Source organism: Pseudomonas sp. GM80 (assembly GCF_000282515.1).
Taxonomy (GTDB): Bacteria; Pseudomonadota; Gammaproteobacteria; order Pseudomonadales; family Pseudomonadaceae; genus Aquipseudomonas.
Window position 1 is genome coordinate 1 of the sequence record NZ_AKJD01000256.1, and the last position, 19,070, is coordinate 19,070.

Annotated in this window: 16 protein-coding genes; 7 read left to right on the forward strand and 9 right to left on the reverse strand. The window is 60.3% G+C overall.

Translation table 11 applies throughout. The annotated features are described in order from the left end of the window. Positions 1–259: 259 nt before the first annotated feature. Positions 260–1,090: an alpha/beta fold hydrolase gene (locus tag PMI37_RS29800; protein WP_008088502.1), complete on the reverse strand. Its 831-nt coding sequence runs from the start codon at positions 1,088–1,090 to the stop codon at positions 260–262. A gap of 262 nt (positions 1,091–1,352) precedes the next feature. Between PMI37_RS29800 and PMI37_RS29805 the strand changes: the two genes are divergently transcribed. The 4 genes from PMI37_RS29805 to PMI37_RS29820 all read left to right on the forward strand — a co-directional run bounded on the left by PMI37_RS29805 (position 1,353) and on the right by PMI37_RS29820 (position 5,607). Continuing rightward, on the forward strand, positions 1,353–1,808 hold the full coding sequence (locus PMI37_RS29805; RefSeq protein ID WP_003224136.1) for a (2Fe-2S)-binding protein: 456 nt from the start codon (positions 1,353–1,355) through the stop codon (positions 1,806–1,808). 19 nt (positions 1,809–1,827) lie between these two features. Beyond that, positions 1,828–3,990 carry a xanthine dehydrogenase family protein molybdopterin-binding subunit gene (locus tag PMI37_RS29810; protein WP_008088504.1) on the forward strand — a complete coding sequence of 721 codons (2,163 nt, stop codon included), beginning with the start codon at positions 1,828–1,830 and terminating at the stop codon, positions 3,988–3,990. A 1-nt stretch (position 3,991) separates the two neighbouring features. Further along, entirely contained in the window at positions 3,992–4,570 is a 579-nt protein-coding gene (locus tag PMI37_RS29815; RefSeq protein WP_008088506.1) for a hypothetical protein, read from the forward strand. 62 nt (positions 4,571–4,632) lie between these two features. Continuing rightward, entirely contained in the window at positions 4,633–5,607 is a 975-nt protein-coding gene (locus tag PMI37_RS29820; protein ID WP_008088509.1) for a GGDEF domain-containing protein, read from the forward strand. A gap of 248 nt (positions 5,608–5,855) precedes the next feature. Here PMI37_RS29820 and fabI read toward each other — a convergent pair whose 3' ends face one another. From fabI to gloB, 8 genes are all read right to left on the reverse strand, one after another. Beyond that, a complete protein-coding gene (fabI, locus tag PMI37_RS29825; protein ID WP_007910591.1) occupies positions 5,856–6,650 on the reverse strand; it encodes an enoyl-ACP reductase FabI in 795 nt (264 codons plus the stop codon). Positions 6,651–6,669: 19 nt separating this feature from the next. After that, a complete protein-coding gene (locus tag PMI37_RS29830; protein WP_008088511.1) occupies positions 6,670–8,280 on the reverse strand; it encodes an ABC transporter ATP-binding protein in 1,611 nt (536 codons plus the stop codon). 1 nt (position 8,281) lies between these two features. Further along, positions 8,282–9,301, reverse strand: a complete 1,020-nt coding sequence (locus tag PMI37_RS29835; protein ID WP_008088512.1) for an ABC transporter permease — start codon at positions 9,299–9,301, stop codon at positions 8,282–8,284. 1 nt (position 9,302) lies between these two features. Continuing rightward, positions 9,303–10,376 carry a microcin C ABC transporter permease YejB gene (locus PMI37_RS29840; RefSeq protein ID WP_008088514.1) on the reverse strand — a complete coding sequence of 358 codons (1,074 nt, stop codon included), beginning with the start codon at positions 10,374–10,376 and terminating at the stop codon, positions 9,303–9,305. Positions 10,377–10,380: 4 nt separating this feature from the next. After that, on the reverse strand, positions 10,381–12,222 hold the full coding sequence (locus PMI37_RS29845; RefSeq protein ID WP_008088517.1) for an extracellular solute-binding protein: 1,842 nt from the start codon (positions 12,220–12,222) through the stop codon (positions 10,381–10,383). Then, positions 12,219–14,051 carry an extracellular solute-binding protein gene (locus PMI37_RS29850; protein ID WP_008088518.1) on the reverse strand — a complete coding sequence of 611 codons (1,833 nt, stop codon included), beginning with the start codon at positions 14,049–14,051 and terminating at the stop codon, positions 12,219–12,221. Before PMI37_RS29850 ends, PMI37_RS29845 begins: the two co-directional genes overlap by 4 nt. A 289-nt stretch (positions 14,052–14,340) precedes the next feature. Beyond that, a complete protein-coding gene (locus tag PMI37_RS29855) occupies positions 14,341–15,804 on the reverse strand; it encodes a LysM peptidoglycan-binding domain-containing protein (RefSeq protein WP_008088520.1) in 1,464 nt (487 codons plus the stop codon). 99 nt (positions 15,805–15,903) lie between these two features. Further along, the gene (gene gloB / locus PMI37_RS29860) at positions 15,904–16,671 is read right to left on the reverse strand and encodes a hydroxyacylglutathione hydrolase (RefSeq protein WP_008088522.1); all 768 of its coding nucleotides are present in this window, start codon (positions 16,669–16,671) and stop codon (positions 15,904–15,906) included. A 66-nt stretch (positions 16,672–16,737) separates the two neighbouring features. On the opposite strand from gloB, the gene PMI37_RS29865 reads away from it, so the two are divergent. From PMI37_RS29865 to dnaQ, 3 genes are all read left to right on the forward strand, one after another. After that, positions 16,738–17,496: a class I SAM-dependent methyltransferase gene (locus PMI37_RS29865; protein WP_008088524.1), complete on the forward strand. Its 759-nt coding sequence runs from the start codon at positions 16,738–16,740 to the stop codon at positions 17,494–17,496. A 91-nt stretch (positions 17,497–17,587) separates the two neighbouring features. After that, the gene (gene rnhA, locus PMI37_RS29870; protein WP_008088526.1) at positions 17,588–18,049 is read left to right on the forward strand and encodes a ribonuclease HI; all 462 of its coding nucleotides are present in this window, start codon (positions 17,588–17,590) and stop codon (positions 18,047–18,049) included. A gap of 200 nt (positions 18,050–18,249) precedes the next feature. Then, a complete protein-coding gene (gene dnaQ / locus PMI37_RS29875) occupies positions 18,250–19,008 on the forward strand; it encodes a DNA polymerase III subunit epsilon (protein WP_008088528.1) in 759 nt (252 codons plus the stop codon). Positions 19,009–19,070: the final 62 nt, after the last annotated feature.

Consider the following 19,070-nt stretch of genomic DNA (forward strand, 5'->3'; position numbering starts at 1 on the left):
TGTATGGCTGCCGCTCAACTCAACCGCGAATAAAGGCCAACATCAGCCAACACCTTCTTTGGCTGACCCGTCGCCATCGCCAGCAGGCTGGCTCCTACAAGGGATTGGTGTGGATCACAGAATTGCGGGTTGGCACAAAACACTGTGGGAGCTGGCTTGCCAGCGATAGCGGTGGGTCAGGCAACAATGATGTTGAATGTGCCGCCGCCTTCGCTGGCAAGCCAGCTCCCACAGGGGGAGTGTATGGCTGCCGCTCAACTCAGCCGCGAATGAAGGCTAAAAGATCCGCGTTGATTGTTTCGGCCTCCGTCGTCGGCATCCCGTGCGGAAACCCCGGATACGACTTCAACGTGCCATTGGGCAGCAACTTCGCCGACAACGGCCCCGAGTTCGCATACGGCACAATCTGATCATCCTCGCCATGCATCACCAGCACCGGCACCGTGACCTCCTTCAAGTCCTCGGTGAAATCCGTCTGCGAAAACGCGACGATCCCGTCGTAATGGGCTTTTGCGCCGCCGATCATGCCCTGACGCCACCAGTTGGCAATGATCCCCTTCGAAGGCGTGGCGCCCGGCCGGTTGTAGCCATAAAAAGGCCCCGTCGGAATATCCCGATAAAACTGCGCACGATTCGCCGCCAACTGCGCCTGAAAATCATCGAACACCGATTTCGGCAGCCCACCCGGATTGCTCTCGGTCTGCACCATCAGCGGCGGCACCGCACTGATCAGCACGCCTTTGGCGACGTTGTCCTGACCATGCCGGGCGATGTAATGAATGACCTCGCCGCCACCGGTCGAATGGCCGACATGCACAACATTCTTCAGGCCCAAATGATTGACCACCGCCAGCGCATCATCCGCGTAGTGATCCATATCGTGGCCATCCCAGACTTGGCTCGAACGCCCGTGCCCACGGCGATCATGGGCAACCACCCGAAAGCCTTTGCCGAGAAAAAACAGCATCTGCGCATCCCAATCGTCTGAGCTGAGCGGCCAGCCGTGGTGGAAGTGGATCACTGGCGCATCTTTCGGGCCCCAATCCTTGTAGAAGATTTCGACGCCGTCTTTGGTGGTGACAAATCCCATGTTCGCTACTCCAGACCAATGTGATGGATAACCCGCGCGGTGGGCGCGGACCGGTTTCGCTGATGACGTGCCTTCTGATGGCTCAGGTGCGAGCCGTTATCAACTGTAGGATTAAAGTCGACATCTGCATGACCGGTGGTCGCAACGTCTGGCTTCAAGCGCAAATTAGGCTTTGCTGAAAGGGATAAGCCGAGGCGCGCGTAGGCATTGATGGCCACAGCGGCGCCCCTTCAGAACACCGTGAGTCTGAGGAAATTCCCCGATGCTGACCTTGAATATCAATGGCAAGGATCAGGAGCTCGATGTCCCCGCGGACATGCCGTTGCTCTGGGTCCTGCGCGATGTCGCGCACCTGACCGGCACCAAATTCGGCTGTGGCATGGCCCAGTGCGGGGCCTGCACTGTGCACGTTGACGGGGCGCCGCTGCGCGCTTGCATCACGCCCGCGACCGCTGTGGCCCACGGGCAGAAAATCCTCACCATCGAAGGCCTGTCCACCGACGGCTCGCACCCGGTGCAGCAAGCCTGGGCCGAACTCGATGTGGTGCAGTGCGGTTACTGCCAGTCGGGGCAGATCATGTCTGCTGCCGCGCTGCTGGCGAAAATCCCCAAACCCACCGACAGCGATATCGATCAGGCGCTCTCCGGCAATATCTGCCGCTGCGGCACCTATCCCCGAATCCGCGCGGCAGTAAAGCGTGCTTCGGAAATCGGCTGATTTTGTGGGGAGATAGACGATGAACAGTCCTGTATCGCGTCGGGGTTTTCTCAAAGGCAGTGCCGTGTTGGGCGGTGGGTTGGTGGTGGCGTTTGTCGTCCCTGGCGGGCACAAGTTTGCCTATGCCGCCGAGAACGAAGGCAAGGTCTTTGCGCCGAATGCGTTCTTGCGCATCGCGGCGGACAACAGCGTCACCGTGCTGCTCGGGCATTCGGAGATGGGCCAGGGCATCTGGACCGGCCTGACCATGTTGATTGCCGAGGAGCTGGACGCTGACTGGTCGAAAATCCACGTCGAGCATTCCCCCGCATCGGCGGCGGATTACGGCATGCCGGGGTTTGGCGGCATGCAGATTACCGGCGGGTCGACGTCGACCTGGATGGAGTTTGATCGCTATCGACTGGCGGGCGCGACGGCGCGGCAGATGTTGGTCGAGGCGGCGGCGAAACGTTTTGAAGTGGCGCCGTCGGCCATTCGCACTGAATCGGGCGTGGTGATTGCTGGCGACAAACGCGCCACTTACGGTGAATTAGCGGATGCCGCCGGGCAACTGCCGGTGCCGGATCCGAAGTCGATCACGTTCAAGGAAGCCAAGGACTGGAAAGTCATCGGCAAACCGACCAAGCGCCTCGACACGCCGGAGAAAATCACCGGCCGCGCGAAGTTCGGCATGGACGTGCAGTTTGAAGGTTTGATGACGGCCATGGTCGCGCGCGCGCCGGTGTTCGGTGCCAGCGTCAAATCCTTCGAAGGCGCCGAAGCACTGGCCGTGCCGGGCGTGCACAAAGTGGTGCAGGTGCCGACCGGTGTCGCGGTGATTGCCGATCATTATTGGGCGGCGAAATTGGGCCGGGATGCGCTGAAAGTTGACTGGGACTTGGGCCCGTATGCCGATCTGAGCAGTGAAAAACTGCTGGAAAGTTTCCGCAAACTGGCCACGACACAAGGCACGTCAGCCAGTCAGGCCGGGGATGCCAAGGGCAGTTTTGGCAAAGCCGTGAAGAAGATTGACGTCGAATACAGCGTGCCGTATCTGGCTCACGCGCCGATGGAGCCGCTCAACTGCACAGTGAAGATCAGCGCCGAGAAATGCGAAATCTGGACCGGCACGCAGTTTCAGACCCTCGATCAAATGGTCGCCGGCAAGATCACCGGGCTGAAGCCGGAGCAGGTGGAAATCCACACTGAATTCCTCGGCGGCGGTTTTGGACGCCGGGCCAACCCCACCTCGGATTTCGTCGCCGAAGCGGTGCAAGTGGCGAAAGCCGCCGCGATGCCAGTGAAAACCGTGTGGTCGCGCGAAGACGATATTCGTGGCGGTTATTACCGTTCGATGTTCTTGCATCAGGCGAAGATCGGTTTGGGCGCTGATGGTTTGCCCTCGAGCTGGCAACACGTGCTGGTCGGGCAGTCGATCATGACCGGCACGCTGATGGAGGCGACGATGGTCAAGAACGGCATCGATCCGACTTCGGTCGAGGGCGTTTCCGACAGTCCTTACGTCAAAGGTCTGGCCAATCATCAGGTCGATCTGCATTCGCCGCAAACCGGCATCAACGTGTTGTGGCTGCGTTCGGTGGGCCATAGCCACACCGGTTTTGTCATGGAGTCGCTGATCGATGAAATGGCCACGGCGGCCGGTAAGGATCCGGTCGAGTACCGACGCACCTTGCTCAAGGATCATCCACGGCATTTAGGCGTTCTGAATCTAGCGGTGGAGAAAGCCAACTGGAAAGCACCGTTACCGGACGGTCATGCCCTCGGCGTCGCCGTACACGAATCGTTCGGCAGTTACGTGGCGCAGGTCGCCGAAGTGTCGCAGGACAATCTGGCGATCCGTGTGCACCGCGTGGTTTGTGCGGTGGACTGCGGAATCGCGGTGAATCCGCAGAGCATCGCCGCGCAGATGGAGTCTTGCATCACTTTTGGCCTGGGCATGGCGCTGCACAGCAAACTGACGCTCAAGGACGGCGCGGTGTTGCAGTCCAACTATCACGATTATCAGGTGCTGCGGCTCAACGAGATGCCGGTGGTCGAAGTGCACATCGTGCCCAGCAGCGACAAACCCGGCGGCATCGGCGAGGCCGGTGTGCCGCCGACCGCACCGGCGGTGGCCAACGCGGTGTTCGCCCTGACCGGGCAACGCTTGCGTGAACTGCCACTGCAACTGTCGGGGGTGTGAGATGAAACGACATCTGTTGTTGGGGACGGTGATTCTGCTGGGGCTCGGCGGTTATGCGTCAGACTTGTTCGCGGAGGATCAGGAGGCCTTGAAAGCCTTCGGCACGGTGCAGAAAGTCTTCCAGAGTCCGCGTTGCCAGAATTGCCACATTCCTGGTGATTCGCCATTGCAGTTCGACGCTGGCATCCCCCACGCCATGAACGTGGTGCGCGGCATGGACGGCAAGGGGGCGGCCGGTTTGCCCTGTGCAACCTGTCACGCAGAAAACAATCCGCCGGCCAGTTACGGCCCGCACGCACCGCCGGGTGCGCCGCATTGGAGCCTGCCGCCGGCGTCGCACAAAATGGCTTGGATCGGCCTGCCGCCAGACAAGCTTTGCGCGATGATCAAGGACCGTTCGAGCAATGGCGATCGCGACTTCGCCGCGCTGATCAAACACGTCAGTGAGGATAAATTGGTGCTCTGGGGCTGGAATCCCGGGGCAGGGCGCGCGCCGGTGCCGGTGCCGCACGATATTTTCGTCGCGCAATTCAAGCTCTGGGCCGATGCCGGCGGGCCGTGTCCGGTGGCGGGGATCTGACGGGGTGAAGCCTCGCTGATTTGCGCTACGCTCAAGTGCATTGATGACAATGGAGTGTACGAATGCTGGTTCCAGGAAAACCTGCCAATGAAGCTGCGCGGATTCAGGTGTTGCACGGGCTCGATCTGCTTGATTCGGCGCCGGAGGAGCGTTTTGATCGGCTGACGCGCTTGGCCAAACGCCTGTTCAATGTGCCGATCGCGCTGGTGACGCTGGTGACGCTGGTCGACAAGGATCGGCAGTGGTTCAAGTCCTGCGTGGGCCTGGACGCCACTGAAACGTCGAGGGATGTGTCGTTCTGCGGCCACGCGATTCTGCAAAACGATTTGTTGCTGGTGCCCGATGCCCGCGAGGACGTGCGTTTCCACGACAATCCGCTGGTCACGGGCGAACCGAATATTCGCTTTTACGCCGGCTATCCGCTGACCGTGCCCAATGGCAATAAAATGGGCACCTTGTGCCTGATCGACACCAAGCCCCGTGAACTCGACGATGAGGAACGCGCGCTGTTGCGTGATCTCGCGGAAATGGCCGAGCAAGAGCTGACCGCCGTGCAGATGGCGAGCATGGACGAGCTGACGTTGCTGTCCAATCGTCGCGGCTTCAAGCAACTGGCGCAGCATGCGCTGGACGCGTGCGCCCGGCTGGAGCGGCCGGCGACGTTGCTGTTTTTTGACCTGAATGATTTCAAGCAGATCAATGATCTGTATGGGCATGCCGAGGGCGACAGTGCGCTGAAGACCTTTGCTGATGTGTTGCGTATAGCCTTTCGCGAGAGCGATGTGGTCGGGCGCTTGGGCGGCGATGAATTTGTCGCGCTGCTGACGGGGTCGAGCCATATCGAAACCAACGCGATCATGGCGCGGCTCAAGGAGATCCTTGAAGAGCGTAATGCGACGTTGCACCGGGGTTATGCGATTCGCTTCAGCGTCGGGCAGATTGAATACGACGGCAAACGCCACGAAACCGTGGATCGCCTGCTCGCCGACGCGGATGGCGCGATGTATGCGCACAAGCAGGCCCTGAAGCGCTGTTGATTCGGGCCTCATCGCTGGCAAGCCAGCTCCCACAGGTTTCTCGGGTGTTCACAAAATCCCGGTTCACTGCAGGTCCCTGTGGGAGCTGGCTTGCCAGCGATGGCGTCCGCACATTCAACATCGTCATCGGCTGACCCACCGCCATCGCGAGCAGGCTCACTCCTATAGGGGGATTTGTGGTGTTGCGGGAACTTGGGGCATAAAAAAACCCGCCAGATTGGCGGGTTTTTTTATCGGCTAAGCGAAGATTACTCTTCGATGTTGCCCATGGCGGTGGTGTTGAAACCGCCGTCGACGTACATGATTTCGCCGCTGATGCCCGACGCCAGGTCGGAGCACAGGAAGGCGCCGGCGTTGCCGACTTCGTCGATGGTGACGTTGCGGCGCAGCGGGGTTTGCGCTTCGTTGGCGGCCAGCATCTTGCGGAAGTTCTTGATGCCCGAGGCTGCCAGGGTACGGATCGGGCCAGCCGATACGCAGTTGACGCGGGTGCCGTCCGGGCCCAGGGAGCCGGCCAGGTAACGTACGCCAGCTTCCAGCGAAGCCTTGGCCATGCCCATTACGTTGTAGTTCGGCATGGTGCGCTCGGCGCCCAGGTACGACAGGGTCAGCAGGCTGCCGTTGCGGCCTTTCATCATTTCGCGGCCGGCTTTGGCCAGGGCCACGAAGCTGTAGGCGCTGATGTCGTGAGCGATGCGGAAACCGTCACGGGTGGTGGCTTCGGTGAAGTCGCCGTCCAGTTGGTCGCCCGGGGCGAAACCTACGGAGTGGACGATGCAGTCCAGACCGTCCCACTTCTTGCTCAGTGCTTCGAAGACCTTGGCGATTTCTTCATCGCTGGCCACGTCGCACGGGAAGCACAGCTCAGGGCTCGAACCCCAGCCTTGGGCGAATTCTTCAACACGACCTTTCAGTTTGTCGTTCTGATAAGTGAAGGCAAGCTCAGCGCCCTCGCGATGCATGGCGGCAGCGATGCCGGATGCGATGGACAGCTTGCTGGCGACACCGACGATCAGTACGCGCTTACCGGCGAGAAAACCCATGTGTTGCTCCTCTTTCAGGTTATTGCGCAGTGGCTGGTGCCAAAAAAGCGGCTTCCAGCAACTGCTGTGTATACGGATGTTGGGGGGCGGCAAAAATACTTTGCGCGTCTCCCTGTTCGACCACTTGGCCATGCTTGACCACCATCAACTGGTGGCTCAGCGCTTTGACGACAGCCAGATCATGGCTGATAAACAAATACGTCAGGTTGTACTTGGCTTGCAGTGAACGCAACAGCTCCACCACTTGCCGCTGCACCGTCCGGTCGAGCGCCGAAGTCGGCTCGTCCAGCAGGATCAGCGCCGGTTTCAGCACCAAGGCCCGGGCAATGGCGATTCGTTGCCGTTGCCCACCGGAAAATTCGTGGGGGTAGCGGTGCCGGGTTTCCGGGTCCAGACCTACCTCCTTCAATGCCGCAATAATCGCCGCTTCCTGTTCCTCGGCGCTGCCCATCTTGTGAATCCGCAGGCCTTCGCCAACGATATCGCTGACGCACATGCGCGGGCTCAGGCTGCCAAACGGGTCCTGAAACACCACCTGCATCTCCCGACGCAACGGGCGAACCTCGTTCTGCGTCAGGCAGTCTAGCTGCTTGCCTTCAAAGCGGATCGCACCTTTGCTGCCGATCAGCCGCAAAATCGCCAGACCCAGCGTGGATTTGCCGGAACCGCTTTCCCCGACAATCCCCAGAGTCTGACCCTGAGGTAGGCTGAAATTGATGCCGTCCACTGCCTTGACGTGATCCACCGTGCGTTTGAGCAGGCCTTTCTTGATCGGGAACCAGACTTTCAGGTCCTCGACTTCAAGCAGCGGCGCGCCGATTTTATTGCTCGCCGGGCCTCCGCTGGGCTCCGCGCCGAGCAATTCCCGAGTGTACGGATGCTGCGGCGAACGGAACAGCTCTGCGCACGATGCCTGTTCGACGATGCAACCGCGCTGCATGACACATACACGATGCGCAATTCTTCGCACGAGGTTCAAATCGTGACTGATCAGTAACAGCGACATGCCCAATCGGGCCTGCAATTGCTTGAGCAAATCGAGGATTTTCAGCTGAACGGTCACGTCCAGCGCCGTGGTCGGTTCGTCGGCAATCAGCAGTTCCGGCTCATTAGCCAGCGCCATGGCGATCATCACCCGTTGGCGCTGGCCACCAGACAATTCGTGGGGCAGAGCCTTGAGGCGCTTGTGCGGCTCAGGGATGCCGACCATCTCCAGCAGCTCCAAAGTGCGTTTGGTCGCGACTTTGCCGGTCAGGCCCTTGTGGATGCCGAGCACTTCGTTGATCTGCTTCTCGATCGAATGCAGCGGGTTCAGCGAGGTCATCGGCTCCTGAAAAATCATTGCGATGCGATTGCCGCGAATGTGCCGGATGGTCTTTTCGCTCATCCCCAGCAGATTTTGCCCGGCGTAATTGATGCTGCCGGCCGGATGACGGGCCATCGGGTAGGGCAGCAGGCGCAGGATCGAGTGCGCAGTAACCGATTTGCCCGAGCCGGATTCGCCAACCAACGCGAGGGTTTCGCCACGCTTGATGTCGAAACTCACGCCTTCAACGACCCGGTGTACGCGCTCGCCGAAACCGAATTCGACGGCGAGGTCGCGCACTTCGATCAGATTGTCCTGATTCATTTCACTTCCTCGGGTCGAAGGCATCGCGAGCGGACTCGCCGATAAACACCAGCAAACTCAACATTAACGCCAGCACGGCGAAGGCACTCATGCCCAGCCACGGCGCTTGCAGGTTGGATTTGCCCTGGGCGACCAATTCACCCAGCGACGGACTGCCGGCCGGCAAACCGAAACCGAGGAAGTCCAGCGCGGTCAGGGTGCCGATGGCGCCGGTGAGGATGAACGGCATGAAGGTCATGGTCGAGACCATCGCGTTGGGCAGGATGTGGCGGAACATGATCGCGCCGTTCTGCATGCCCAGCGCCCGCGCCGCGCGCACGTATTCAAGGTTGCGACCCCGGAGGAACTCGGCGCGCACCACGTCGACCAGGCTCATCCACGAGAACAGCAGCATGATCCCCAGCAGCCACCAGAAATTCGGCTGGACGAAACTGGCCAGAATAATCAGCAGGTACAGCACCGGCAACCCCGACCAGATCTCCAGGAAACGCTGCCCGGCCAGATCGACCCAGCCGCCATAGAAACCCTGCAATGCGCCGGCAATCACGCCGATGATCGAACTCAACACGGTCAAGGTCAGCGCGAACAGCACGGAAATGCGGAAGCCGTAAATCACCCGCGCCAGCACGTCGCGGCCCTGATCGTCAGTGCCGAGCAGGTTGTCCGCCGACGGTGGCGCCGGCGCCGGGACTTTCAGGTCGTAGTTGATGCTTTGGTAGTTATAGGGAATCGGCGCCCACAACACCCACGCATCCTTGGCCTTGAGCAGTTCGCGGATGTACGGGCTCTTGTAGTTGGCTTCCAGCGGGAATTCACCGCCGAAGGTGGTTTCCGGGTAGCGCTTGATCGCCGGGAAGTACCAATTGTTGTCGTAATGCACCACCAGCGGTTTGTCGTTGGCGATCAGCTCGGCGCCGAGGCTGAGCCCGAACAGCACCAGAAACAGCCACAGCGACCACCAGCCGCGCTTGTTGGCCTTGAACAGTTCGAAGCGGCGGCGGTTGAGAGGGGACAGGTTCATCTCAATGCTCCCGGCTTTCGAAGTCGATACGCGGATCGACCAGGGTGTACGTGAGGTCGCCGATCAGTTTCACCACCAGCCCGAGCAGGGTGAAGATGAACAGGGTGCCGAACACCACCGGGTAATCGCGGTTGATCGCCGCTTCGAAACTCATCAGGCCGAGACCGTCGAGGGAGAAGATCACTTCCACCAGCAGCGAGCCGGTGAAGAAGATACCGATAAACGCCGAGGGGAATCCGGCAATCACCAGCAACATCGCATTGCGAAACACGTGGCCGTAGAGCACGCGATGGCGGGTCAGGCCTTTGGCTTTGGCGGTGACCACGTACTGTTTGTTGATCTCATCGAGAAAGCTGTTCTTGGTCAGCAGGGTCATGGTCGCGAAGTTGCCGATCACCAGCGCCGTCACTGGCAACGCGAGGTGCCAGAAGTAATCGAGGATCTTGCCGCCGAAACTCAGTTCATCGAAGTTGTTCGAGGTCAGCCCGCGTAACGGAAACCAGTCGAGATAACTGCCGCCGGCAAACACCACAATCAGCAGGATCGCAAACAGGAACGCCGGGATCGCATAACCGACGATGATCGCCGAACTGGTCCACACATCGAAGTGACTGCCGTGCCGCGTGGCCTTGGCGATCCCCAGCGGAATCGACACCAGGTACATGATCAACGTGCTCCACAGCCCCAGCGAGATCGACACCGGCATCTTTTCCTTGATCAGGTCGATGACCTTGGCGTCGCGGAAAAAGCTGTCGCCGAAATCCAGCTTCGCGTAGTTCTTGACCATGATCCACAGACGTTCCGGGGCCGATTTGTCGAACCCGTACATGTGCTCGATTTCCTTGATCAGCGCCGGGTCCAGACCCTGCGCGCCGCGATAGGACGAACCCGCCACCGACACCTCGGCACCGCCGCCGGCAATGCGGCTGGTGGCGCCCTCGAAGCCTTCGAGCTTGGCGATCATCTGTTCCACCGGGCCACCGGGCGCGGCCTGAATGATCACGAAGTTGATCAGCAAGATGCCGAACAGCGTCGGGATGATCAGCAGCAGTCGCCGAAAAATATACGCCAGCATCTGATTACTCCGTGCCCACAGGGTCGGCTTGCAGTTTGGTTTCGACTTCTATCGCCGGTTTCGCGTCAGGCTTGACCCACCAGGTGTTGATGCCGATGTCGTATTTGGGTGAGACCTTCGGGTGACCGATGTGATTCCAGTAAGCCACGCGCCAGGTCTTGATGTGCCAGTTGGGAACTACGTAGTAGCCCCATTGCAGCACACGATCCAGCGCACGGGCGTGGGCCACCAGGCTTTTGCGCGAGTCGGCATTGATCAGGTTCTCGACCAGTTGATCGACGATCGGATCCTTCAGGCCCATGGTGTTGCGGCTGCTGGCCTTGTCGGCGGCGGCGCTCATCCAGTATTCGCGCTGCTCGTTGCCCGGCGAGTTGGACTGCGGGAAGCTGCCGACCATCATGTCGAAGTCCCGCGAACGCACGCGGTTGATGTACTGCGAAACGTCGACACGACGGATCACCAGATCGATACCGAGGTCGCTGAGGTTGCGCTTGAACGGCAGCAAGACGCGTTCGAACTCGGTCTGTGCGAGGAGAAACTCGATGACCACCGGTTTGCCAGTGGCATCGACCATTTTGTCGTCGACGATCTTCCAGCCGGCCTCTTGCAGCAGTTGATAGGCCTCGCGTTGCTGGGTGCGGATCATGCCGCTGGCGTCGGTTTTCGGGTTGTCGAACGCTTCGCTGAATACCTGCGCCGGCAGCTTGCTGCGGAACGGCTCGAGGATCGCCCGTTGATCGGCGTCGGGCAGGCCGGTGGCGGCCATTTCCGAGTTCTCGAAATAGCTGCGGGTGCGGAAGTAGGCACCGTTGAACAGTTGCTTGTTGGTCCATTCGAAATCGAACAGCAGGCCGAGCGCCTGACGCACGCGCACATCCTGAAACAGCGGGCGACGCAGGTTGAAGACGAAACCCTGCATGCCGGTCGGGTTGCTGTTGGCGATCTGTTCCTTGATCAGGCGCCCCTCGGTGACCGCCGGGATGTTGTAAGCGTTGGCCCAGTTTTTCGCGGTCATCTCCAGCCAGTAATCGAACTGCCCGGCCTTCAACGCTTCGACGGCAACGGTGTTGTCGCGGTAGTAATCGCTGGTCATCGTGTCGAAGTTGTAGAAACCGCGATTGACCGGCAGGTCTTTGCCCCAGTAATCCTTGACCCGCTCGTAACGTATCGAGCGACCAGCCTTCACTTCGGCGACCTTGTACGGGCCGCTGCCGAGCGGAATTTCCAGATTGCCCTTGGTGAAATCGCGATCGGCCCACCAGTGTTTTGGCAACACCGGCAGTTGGCCGAGGATCAGCGGCAGTTCGCGGTTGTTGCTGTGCTTGAACTTGAACAGCACTTTGAGCGGGTCTTCGGCGATGACTTCGGCGACGTCGTTGTAGTAGCCGCGAAACATCGGCGAGCCTTCCTTGGTCAGCGTGTTGAAGCTGAACACCACATCGTCAGCGCGCACCGGATGGCCGTCGTGGAAACGCGCTTCGGGGCGCAGATAGAAGCGCACCCAGCTGTTGTCCGGGGCTTTTTCGATTTTGCCGGCGATCAAGCCGTATTCGGTAAAGGGCTCGTCGAGGCTGTGCTTGGTCAGCGTGTCGTAGATCTGCCCGATGTCATCGGCGGGCACGCCTTTGCTGATAAACGGGTTGAGGCTGTCGAAGCCACCAAAACCGGCCTGACGGAAGACGCCACCCTTGGGCGCATCGGGGTTCACGTAATCGAAATGCTTGAAATCGGCCGGGTATTTCGGCGGCTCGTTGTACAGGGTCACGGCGTGTTGCGGGGCGGCAAAGGCCAGCCCGGCGAACAGCAAGCCGCTGGCCTGCACGAGCAGGGCGCGGATGGGTTTCATCGATCTTTCTCCGAAGACTTAAGCCACCATGCGCTCAGGCCCAGGGTGTAGGGCGGCGTGGTGACGAAGGCCAACCGGTTGCGGTAGGCCAGACGGTGATAATTGAGGTACCAGTTGGGAATGCTGTAATGCTGCCAGAGCAGCACGCGGTCGAGCGCCTTGCCGGCGGCGACCTGCTCGTCGCGAGTGCGCGCGGCAAGCAACTGTTCGAGCAGGTGATCGACCACCGGGTTGGCGATGCCCGCGTAATTTTTGCTGCCCTTGACTCCGACCTGGCTGGAGTGAAAGTACTGCCACTGCTCAAGGCCCGGGCTGAGGGTCTGGTTGAGCGTCATCGAGATCATGTCGAAATCAAATTGATCGAGGCGTTGTTTGTACTGCGCCCGATCCACGGTGCGCAGGCGCGCGTCGATGCCGATGCTGTTGAGGTTCTCGATGTAGGGCTGGTAGAGGCGCTCCAGGTTCGGATTGACCAGCAGCAGCTCGAACCGCAGCGGTTGGCCGGCAGCGTTTTGCAGGCGCTGACCGTTGAGCTTCCAGCCGGCCTCGGCGAGCAATGCCAATGCCTTGCGCATGGTTTCCCGGGGAATGCCGCGACCGTCGGTTTTCGGCAGGGTGAACGGCTCGGTGAACAGCTTGGCCGGCAGTTGCTCCTTGTACGGCTTGAGCATCAGCCATTCGTGGCCGACCGGCAGGCCGCTGGCGCTGAATTCGCTGTTCGGGTAGTAACTGGTGGTGCGTTTGTAGGCGTCGCTGAACAGGGCGCGATTGGTCCACTCGAAGTCGAACATCAGGCCGAGCGCTTCGCGGGTTTTCACGTCCGAGAATGTCGCGCGGCGGGTGTTCATGAACAGGCCCTGACTCTGGGTCGGGATCTGATGCGGGATCTGCGCCTTGATCACGTCGCCACGGCGAATCGCCGGGAAGTTGTAGCCGTTGGCCCAGTTCTTCGCCTGGTGCTCGATGTAGATGTCGAACTCGCCGGCCTTGAACGCTTCGAAGGCGACATCGCTGTCACGGTAGAACTCGACTTCCATGCGGTCGAAGTTGTACTTGCCGCGATTGACCGGCAAGTCCTTGCCCCAGTAATCCTTGACCCGTTCGAAGATCAACTGTCGGCCCGGCGTCACCGAGGTGATGCGATAGGGGCCGCTGCCCAGTGGCGGTTCGAACGTGGTGGCCTTGAAGTCGCGGCCTTTCCAGTAATGCTGCGGCAGTACCGGCAATTCACCGAGGCGCAGGATCAGCAGCGGGTTGCCCGAACGCTTCAGCACGAATCGAATGCGCTGTTTGTTGAGGATGTCGACGCGCAACACTTCCTGCAGCGCGGTGCGGTACAGCGGATGACCGTCCTTGAGCAGCGTTCGATAAGAGAACGCCACGTCATAAGCGGTGATCGGCGTGCCGTCGTGAAAATGAGCCTCGGGGCGCAGATTGAACACCACCCAGCTGCGATCTTCGCTGTATTCCACCGATTGCGCGATCAGGCCATAGCTGGACGCCGGCTCGTCACCGGAGGGTGAATACTGGCCGGTGCCGACCATCAGCGGCTCGTTCAGCTCGTTGATGCCGTACTGGAGGAAATTCGGCGTGGTCACCGGGCTGGTGCCTTTGAACGTGTACGGGTTGACCGTATCGAAGGTGCCAAACGCCATCACCCGCAACGTACCGCCCTTGGGCGCTTGCGGGTTGACCCAGTCGAAGTGGGTAAATCTGGCCGGGTACTTGAGCGTGCCGAACTGCGCATAACCGTGGCTTTCGGTAATCGTCGCGCTTGCGGTTGAGCTCAAGGCCAGGCTGATCAGGAGCAGGAGGAGGGGACGCTTCAAGTCAGATCTGATCCAGGCGGCTTGGGCTTTGTGGGCCGTACAGTAACAGCTTGTCTGGACAGGAAAAAGATCACGGGTTAATGCGGGGTTAATCGCTACGCGATGTTGAGCCGATTTGATTCTGTGGTGAGGGGATTTATCCCCGATGGGGTGCGGAGCGGCCCTTCTTTGCTCTTGAAGAAGCGGACTGCTGCGCAGCCCATCGGGGATAAATCCCCTCGCCACAGGGTTCCGGCTGGCACGAAGCAATCGGCAATAAAAAAGCCCCTGATTGTCAGGGGCTCTTCTGTCAGTGCGGCTGGTAAACCGTGAGCATCTGCCCAGGCTTGAGTGCCTTGCCCGCACCCGGATTCCAGCGTTTGAGATGTTGCATCTCAACGTTGAAACGCTTGGCGACCACGTACAGCGTGTCGCCGCGCTTGACCTTGTACTGGGTCTGCTGCGCGCTGTCGTCCTTGCCTTTGGTCTTGCTGTTGGCGGCAACCACCGTGTTGACCCGGCCGGACTTGCGTGCCGGGCTGCGCTTGGTGGTGTCCTGCATGACCAGGGTCTGGCCGACCTTGAGGTTCTTGCCGCTGAGCTTGTTCCAGCGCTGCAGATCCTTCACTTCGACCTTGTTGGCCTTGGCGATGGAGCCGAGGTTGTCGCCACGCTTGACGCGATAGGCGCGCTTGAGCTTGGCCACTTCCGTCGGATCGGCACCTTCGAACACTGGTTTCAGCGAACGTTTGCTGATCAGCTCGTCAGGACGCATGGTCTGCAGGCTGGCGGTCAGCAATTGCGCTTTCGACGTTGGCACCAGCAAATGCTGAGGGCCGTCAATGGTGGTGCGCTGCTTGAACGCCGGGTTGAGCTGGAACAGTTCGTCTTCGTCGATGTTGGCAACCGCGGCGACTTTGGACAGGTCCATGCGCTGGTTGATTTCGACGACCTGGAAGTACGGTTCGTTGGCGATCGGGTTGAGGTTGACCCCGTAGGCTTCCGGCGCCAGCACCACTTGCGACAGCGCCAGCAGCTTCGGCACGTACGCCTGGGTTTCCGCCGGCAGTGGCAGGTTCCAGTAGTCGGTCGGCAGGCCGAGCTTCTCGTTGCGTTCGATGGCACGGCTGACCGTGCCTTCGCCGGCGTTGTATGCCGCCAGGGCCAGCAGCCAGTCACCGTTGAACATGTCGTGCAGACGGGTCAGGTAGTCCATGGCCGCAGTGGTCGACGCGGTAATGTCGCGGCGGCCGTCGTAGAAGCGGGTCTGGCGCAGGTTGAAGTAACGCCCGGTGGACGGAATGAACTGCCACAGCCCCGATGCATCGGCCCGCGAGTAGGCCATCGGGTTGTAGGCGCTTTCAATCACTGGCAGCAGAGCCAGTTCCAGCGGCATGTTGCGTTCTTCGAGGCGTTCAACGATGTAATGGATATAGAGACTGCCGCGTTCGCCGGCGTTCTCGAGGAAAGAGGGATTACTGGCGAACCACAAGCGCTGTTGCTCGATGCGCGGGTTCACGCCCAAGCCTTCCTGCAGCTGGAAACCCTGGCGCATGCGTTCCCAGATGTCCTGGGGAACCTGTGGGCTGGGCTTCTCGGTCAGCCAGATCGGCTTCTGCTTGGCTCGCGCAGCAATGTTGGGCGTATGGGTCGCTTCAGTCTGCGGAGCATGGCTGGAACAGCCCGCCAGCGTGGCGGACACAGCCACCGCGATGGCTTGCGCCAGGCGGGTCAATGCGTCTGAATTGACGGACTTACGTATGGATGACGACATTGGCTGGAAGTAAGTTCCGGGCAAAAATGTCGGGCGATTCTAGAAAGCGCACCCCCTGCGGTCAACCATTCAGAATTTTTGTACCAAGCCATGAGCCACTTAGAACTTATCTTTCCATGCCCGCAGAGCCGCAAAAACCTCGCTCGGCGCCCGGTTTTGAGCGCCTTCCCGTTCGTCCACTTTTTGTTTAACTAATGTTTCAGAGGTACGCAAAAACGGGTTGGTGAGCAATTCCAAAGCCAAAGTAGAGGGCAGGGTCATGACGCCGTTTTGCCGTTGCTGGCTGACTTTTTCCAGACGGGCGGCAATGTCCGGGTTGCCCGGCTCGACGGCGGCGGCAAATTTCAGATTGCTCAGGGTGTATTCGTGAGTGCAGTAGACCAGCGTATCTTCGGGTAGCGCAGCAAGACGGTCGAGCGAGTGGTGCATCTGCTCAGGCGTGCCTTCGAACAGTCGGCCGCAACCGGCGGCGAACAGCGTATCGCCACAGAACAGCAGGCCATGGTGGTAATAGGCAATGTGTCCCAAGGTGTGACCGGGCACCGCATAGACCGCGAAGTCCCAGCCGAGCACGCTGACGCTGTCGTTATCCTTCAACGCCACGTCGCGCGCCGGGATGCTTTCGCTGGCAGGTCCGTAGACTTTGGCGCCGCTCGCCGCTTTCAGGCGTTCGACGCCGCCGACATGATCATGGTGATGGTGGGTGATCAGGATATCGCTCAACACCCAGCCCGGATGGGCGTCGAGCCACGCCAGCACAGGCGCGGCATCGCCGGGATCGACCACCGCGCAGCGCTGGGTGCGGTGATCCTGTAACAACCAGATGTAGTTGTCGGTGAACGCGGGCAGGGCACTGATCTGTATCATCGTCGGAATTCGCCAAGCGGAAAACATTGGCGCATCTTAGTAGTTCCTGGCGCTTTGGAGAATGCGATGAGTGATAAAGCGTTCGCACAGGCTGATCCTGACTGGCTGGCCCTGATCGGTGCAGCCCGTGAATGGCTGTCCGGCCCGCTCGGGCAATTTCTGCTCGATGAAGAGCGGCGCATGCTCGAAGACGAGCTCGGTCGGTTCTTCGGCGGTTACCTGGTGCATTACGGCCCGTCCGCCGAAACCCCGCCGTCGGCCCCGCAGGTGCAGCGCAATGTGCGCCTCGGTGCGCCGTTGCCCGGCGTCGAGATCGTCTGCGAAGAGCAAGCCTGGCCATTGAGCGAGCACGCGGCCGATGTGGTGGTGATGCAGCACGGTCTGGATTTCTGCCTGTCGCCCCACGGTTTGCTGCGTGAGGCAGCGAGCAGCGTGCGCCCCGGCGGGCATTTGCTGATCATCGGCATCAACCCCTGGAGCACTTGGGGGCTGCGGCATGTTTTCGCCCATGACGCCCTGCGAAAGGCGCGCTGCATCTCGCCGTCGCGGGTCGCCGACTGGCTCAACCTGCTGGGCTTTGCGCTGGAGAAACGCCGCTTCGGGTGCTATCGTCCGCCGCTCGCGTCACCCAAGTGGCAGGCCCGTCTGGCCGGCTGGGAACGCAAGGCGGGTGACTGGCAACTGTCGGGCGGCGGCTTCTATTTATTGGTCGCGCGCAAGATCGTCGTAGGGCTGCGGCCGTTGCGTCAGGAACGTCGCGAGCCGATGGGCAAGCTGATTCCGCTGCCGATGGCCAAGGTCAACCGCCGCCGCATCGAACCGTAAACCTTCTTTTATTTGTGACCGGGTTTGTCCCGGTCCAGGTCATTGTCGATCCGTGATCGGCAAGACACGCATTTTTTCTGGATAGAGTGGCATGAGCGAAAGCGTCGATAGCGTAGAACTGTTCACCGACGGCGCCTGCAAGGGCAACCCCGGCCCGGGTGGCTGGGGCGCCTTGCTGGTGTGCAAGGGTGTCGAAAAGGAACTGTGGGGCGGCGAAGCCAACACCACCAATAACCGCATGGAACTGCTCGGCGCGATTCGCGGCCTTGAAGCGCTCAAGCGTCCGTGTGAAGTGCTGCTGGTGACCGACTCGCAATACGTGATGAAGGGCATCAACGAGTGGATGGCCAACTGGAAGAAGCGCGGCTGGAAAACCGCGGCGAAGGAGCCGGTGAAGAACGCTGACCTGTGGAAAGAGCTGGATGAGCAGGTCAACCGCCACAAGGTCAGCTGGAAATGGGTGCGCGGCCACATCGGCCATCACGGCAACGAACGGGCTGACCAACTGGCCAACCGTGGCGTTGATGAAGTGCGCGGTTACAAACAGACCTGATTCCCAATACATACTCCCTGTAGGAGCTGCCGCAGGCTGCGATCCTTTGATCTTGATTTTAAAAACCAACATCAAAGATCGCAGCCTGCGGCAGCTCCTACAGGTTGGTGGGGTGTCATTCAAGCCGGCGCGCGATGCGAACCGTGAGCGTGTTAACATCCGCGTTTTTGCACGATTGACCCGTTGAGAGCTGAGCACTGATGGCCACCAGATCCGTTGTACTCGATACCGAAACCACCGGCATGCCGGTGACCGATGGTCACCGGATCATTGAAATCGGCTGTGTCGAACTGATCGGTCGGCGCCTGACGGGCCGGCACTTTCACGTTTACCTGCAACCGGATCGTGAAAGTGATGAAGGCGCCATCGGCGTCCACGGCATCACCAACGAGTTCCTGGTCGGCAAGCCGCGCTTCAACGAAGTCGCCGACGAGTTCTTCGAGTTCATCAAAGGCGCGCAGCTGATCATCCATAACGCGGCGTTCGACGTTGGTTTCATCAACAACGAATTCGCCTTGATGGGCCAGAAGGATCGTGCTGACATCACCCAGCACTGCTCGATCCTCGACACCCTGATGATGGCCCGGGAACGTCACCCGGGGCAGCGCAACAGCCTCGACGCGTTGTGCAAACGTTATGGCGTCGACAACTCCGGCCGTGAATTGCACGGCGCTTTGCTCGACTCGGAAATTCTCGCCGACGTTTACCTGACCATGACCGGTGGCCAGACCAGCCTGTCGCTGGCCGGCAACGCCTCGGACGGTAATGGCTCGGGCGAGGGCGCGGACAACTCGGCGACCGAGATTCGTCGCTTGCCGGCGGACCGTCAGCCGGCGCGGATCATTCGCGCGACTGAAGATGAGTTGGCGGCGCATCTGGTGCGGTTGGAGATTATTGCCAAGTCTGCCGGTGGCCCAGCGTTATGGACGCAGATCGCCGAAGCCGACGCCCAAGCCTGAAGATCAAAAGATCGCAGCCTGCGGCAGCTCCTACAGGGGATCACATTCCAATGTAGGAGCTG

Excerpts from the sequence above, each read along its gene's own strand:
- PMI37_RS29805 (WP_003224136.1), top strand. The coding sequence starts at position 1,353 with ATGCTGACCTTGAATATCAATGGCAAGGATCAGGAGCTCGATGTCCCC.
- dnaQ (WP_008088528.1), top strand. The coding sequence starts at position 18,250 with ATGGCCACCAGATCCGTTGTACTCGATACCGAAACCACCGGCATGCCG.
- PMI37_RS29820 (WP_008088509.1), top strand. The coding sequence starts at position 4,633 with ATGCTGGTTCCAGGAAAACCTGCCAATGAAGCTGCGCGGATTCAGGTG.
- PMI37_RS29815 (WP_008088506.1), top strand. The coding sequence starts at position 3,992 with ATGAAACGACATCTGTTGTTGGGGACGGTGATTCTGCTGGGGCTCGGC.
- PMI37_RS29835 (WP_008088512.1), bottom strand. The coding sequence starts at position 9,301 with ATGAACCTGTCCCCTCTCAACCGCCGCCGCTTCGAACTGTTCAAGGCC.
- PMI37_RS29810 (WP_008088504.1), top strand. The coding sequence starts at position 1,828 with ATGAACAGTCCTGTATCGCGTCGGGGTTTTCTCAAAGGCAGTGCCGTG.
- PMI37_RS29855 (WP_008088520.1), bottom strand. The coding sequence starts at position 15,804 with ATGTCGTCATCCATACGTAAGTCCGTCAATTCAGACGCATTGACCCGC.
- PMI37_RS29845 (WP_008088517.1), bottom strand. The coding sequence starts at position 12,222 with ATGAAACCCATCCGCGCCCTGCTCGTGCAGGCCAGCGGCTTGCTGTTC.
- fabI (WP_007910591.1), bottom strand. The coding sequence starts at position 6,650 with ATGGGTTTTCTCGCCGGTAAGCGCGTACTGATCGTCGGTGTCGCCAGC.
- gloB (WP_008088522.1), bottom strand. The coding sequence starts at position 16,671 with ATGATACAGATCAGTGCCCTGCCCGCGTTCACCGACAACTACATCTGG.
- PMI37_RS29865 (WP_008088524.1), top strand. The coding sequence starts at position 16,738 with ATGAGTGATAAAGCGTTCGCACAGGCTGATCCTGACTGGCTGGCCCTG.
- PMI37_RS29830 (WP_008088511.1), bottom strand. The coding sequence starts at position 8,280 with ATGAATCAGGACAATCTGATCGAAGTGCGCGACCTCGCCGTCGAATTC.
- PMI37_RS29840 (WP_008088514.1), bottom strand. The coding sequence starts at position 10,376 with ATGCTGGCGTATATTTTTCGGCGACTGCTGCTGATCATCCCGACGCTG.
- PMI37_RS29800 (WP_008088502.1), bottom strand. The coding sequence starts at position 1,090 with ATGGGATTTGTCACCACCAAAGACGGCGTCGAAATCTTCTACAAGGAT.
- rnhA (WP_008088526.1), top strand. The coding sequence starts at position 17,588 with ATGAGCGAAAGCGTCGATAGCGTAGAACTGTTCACCGACGGCGCCTGC.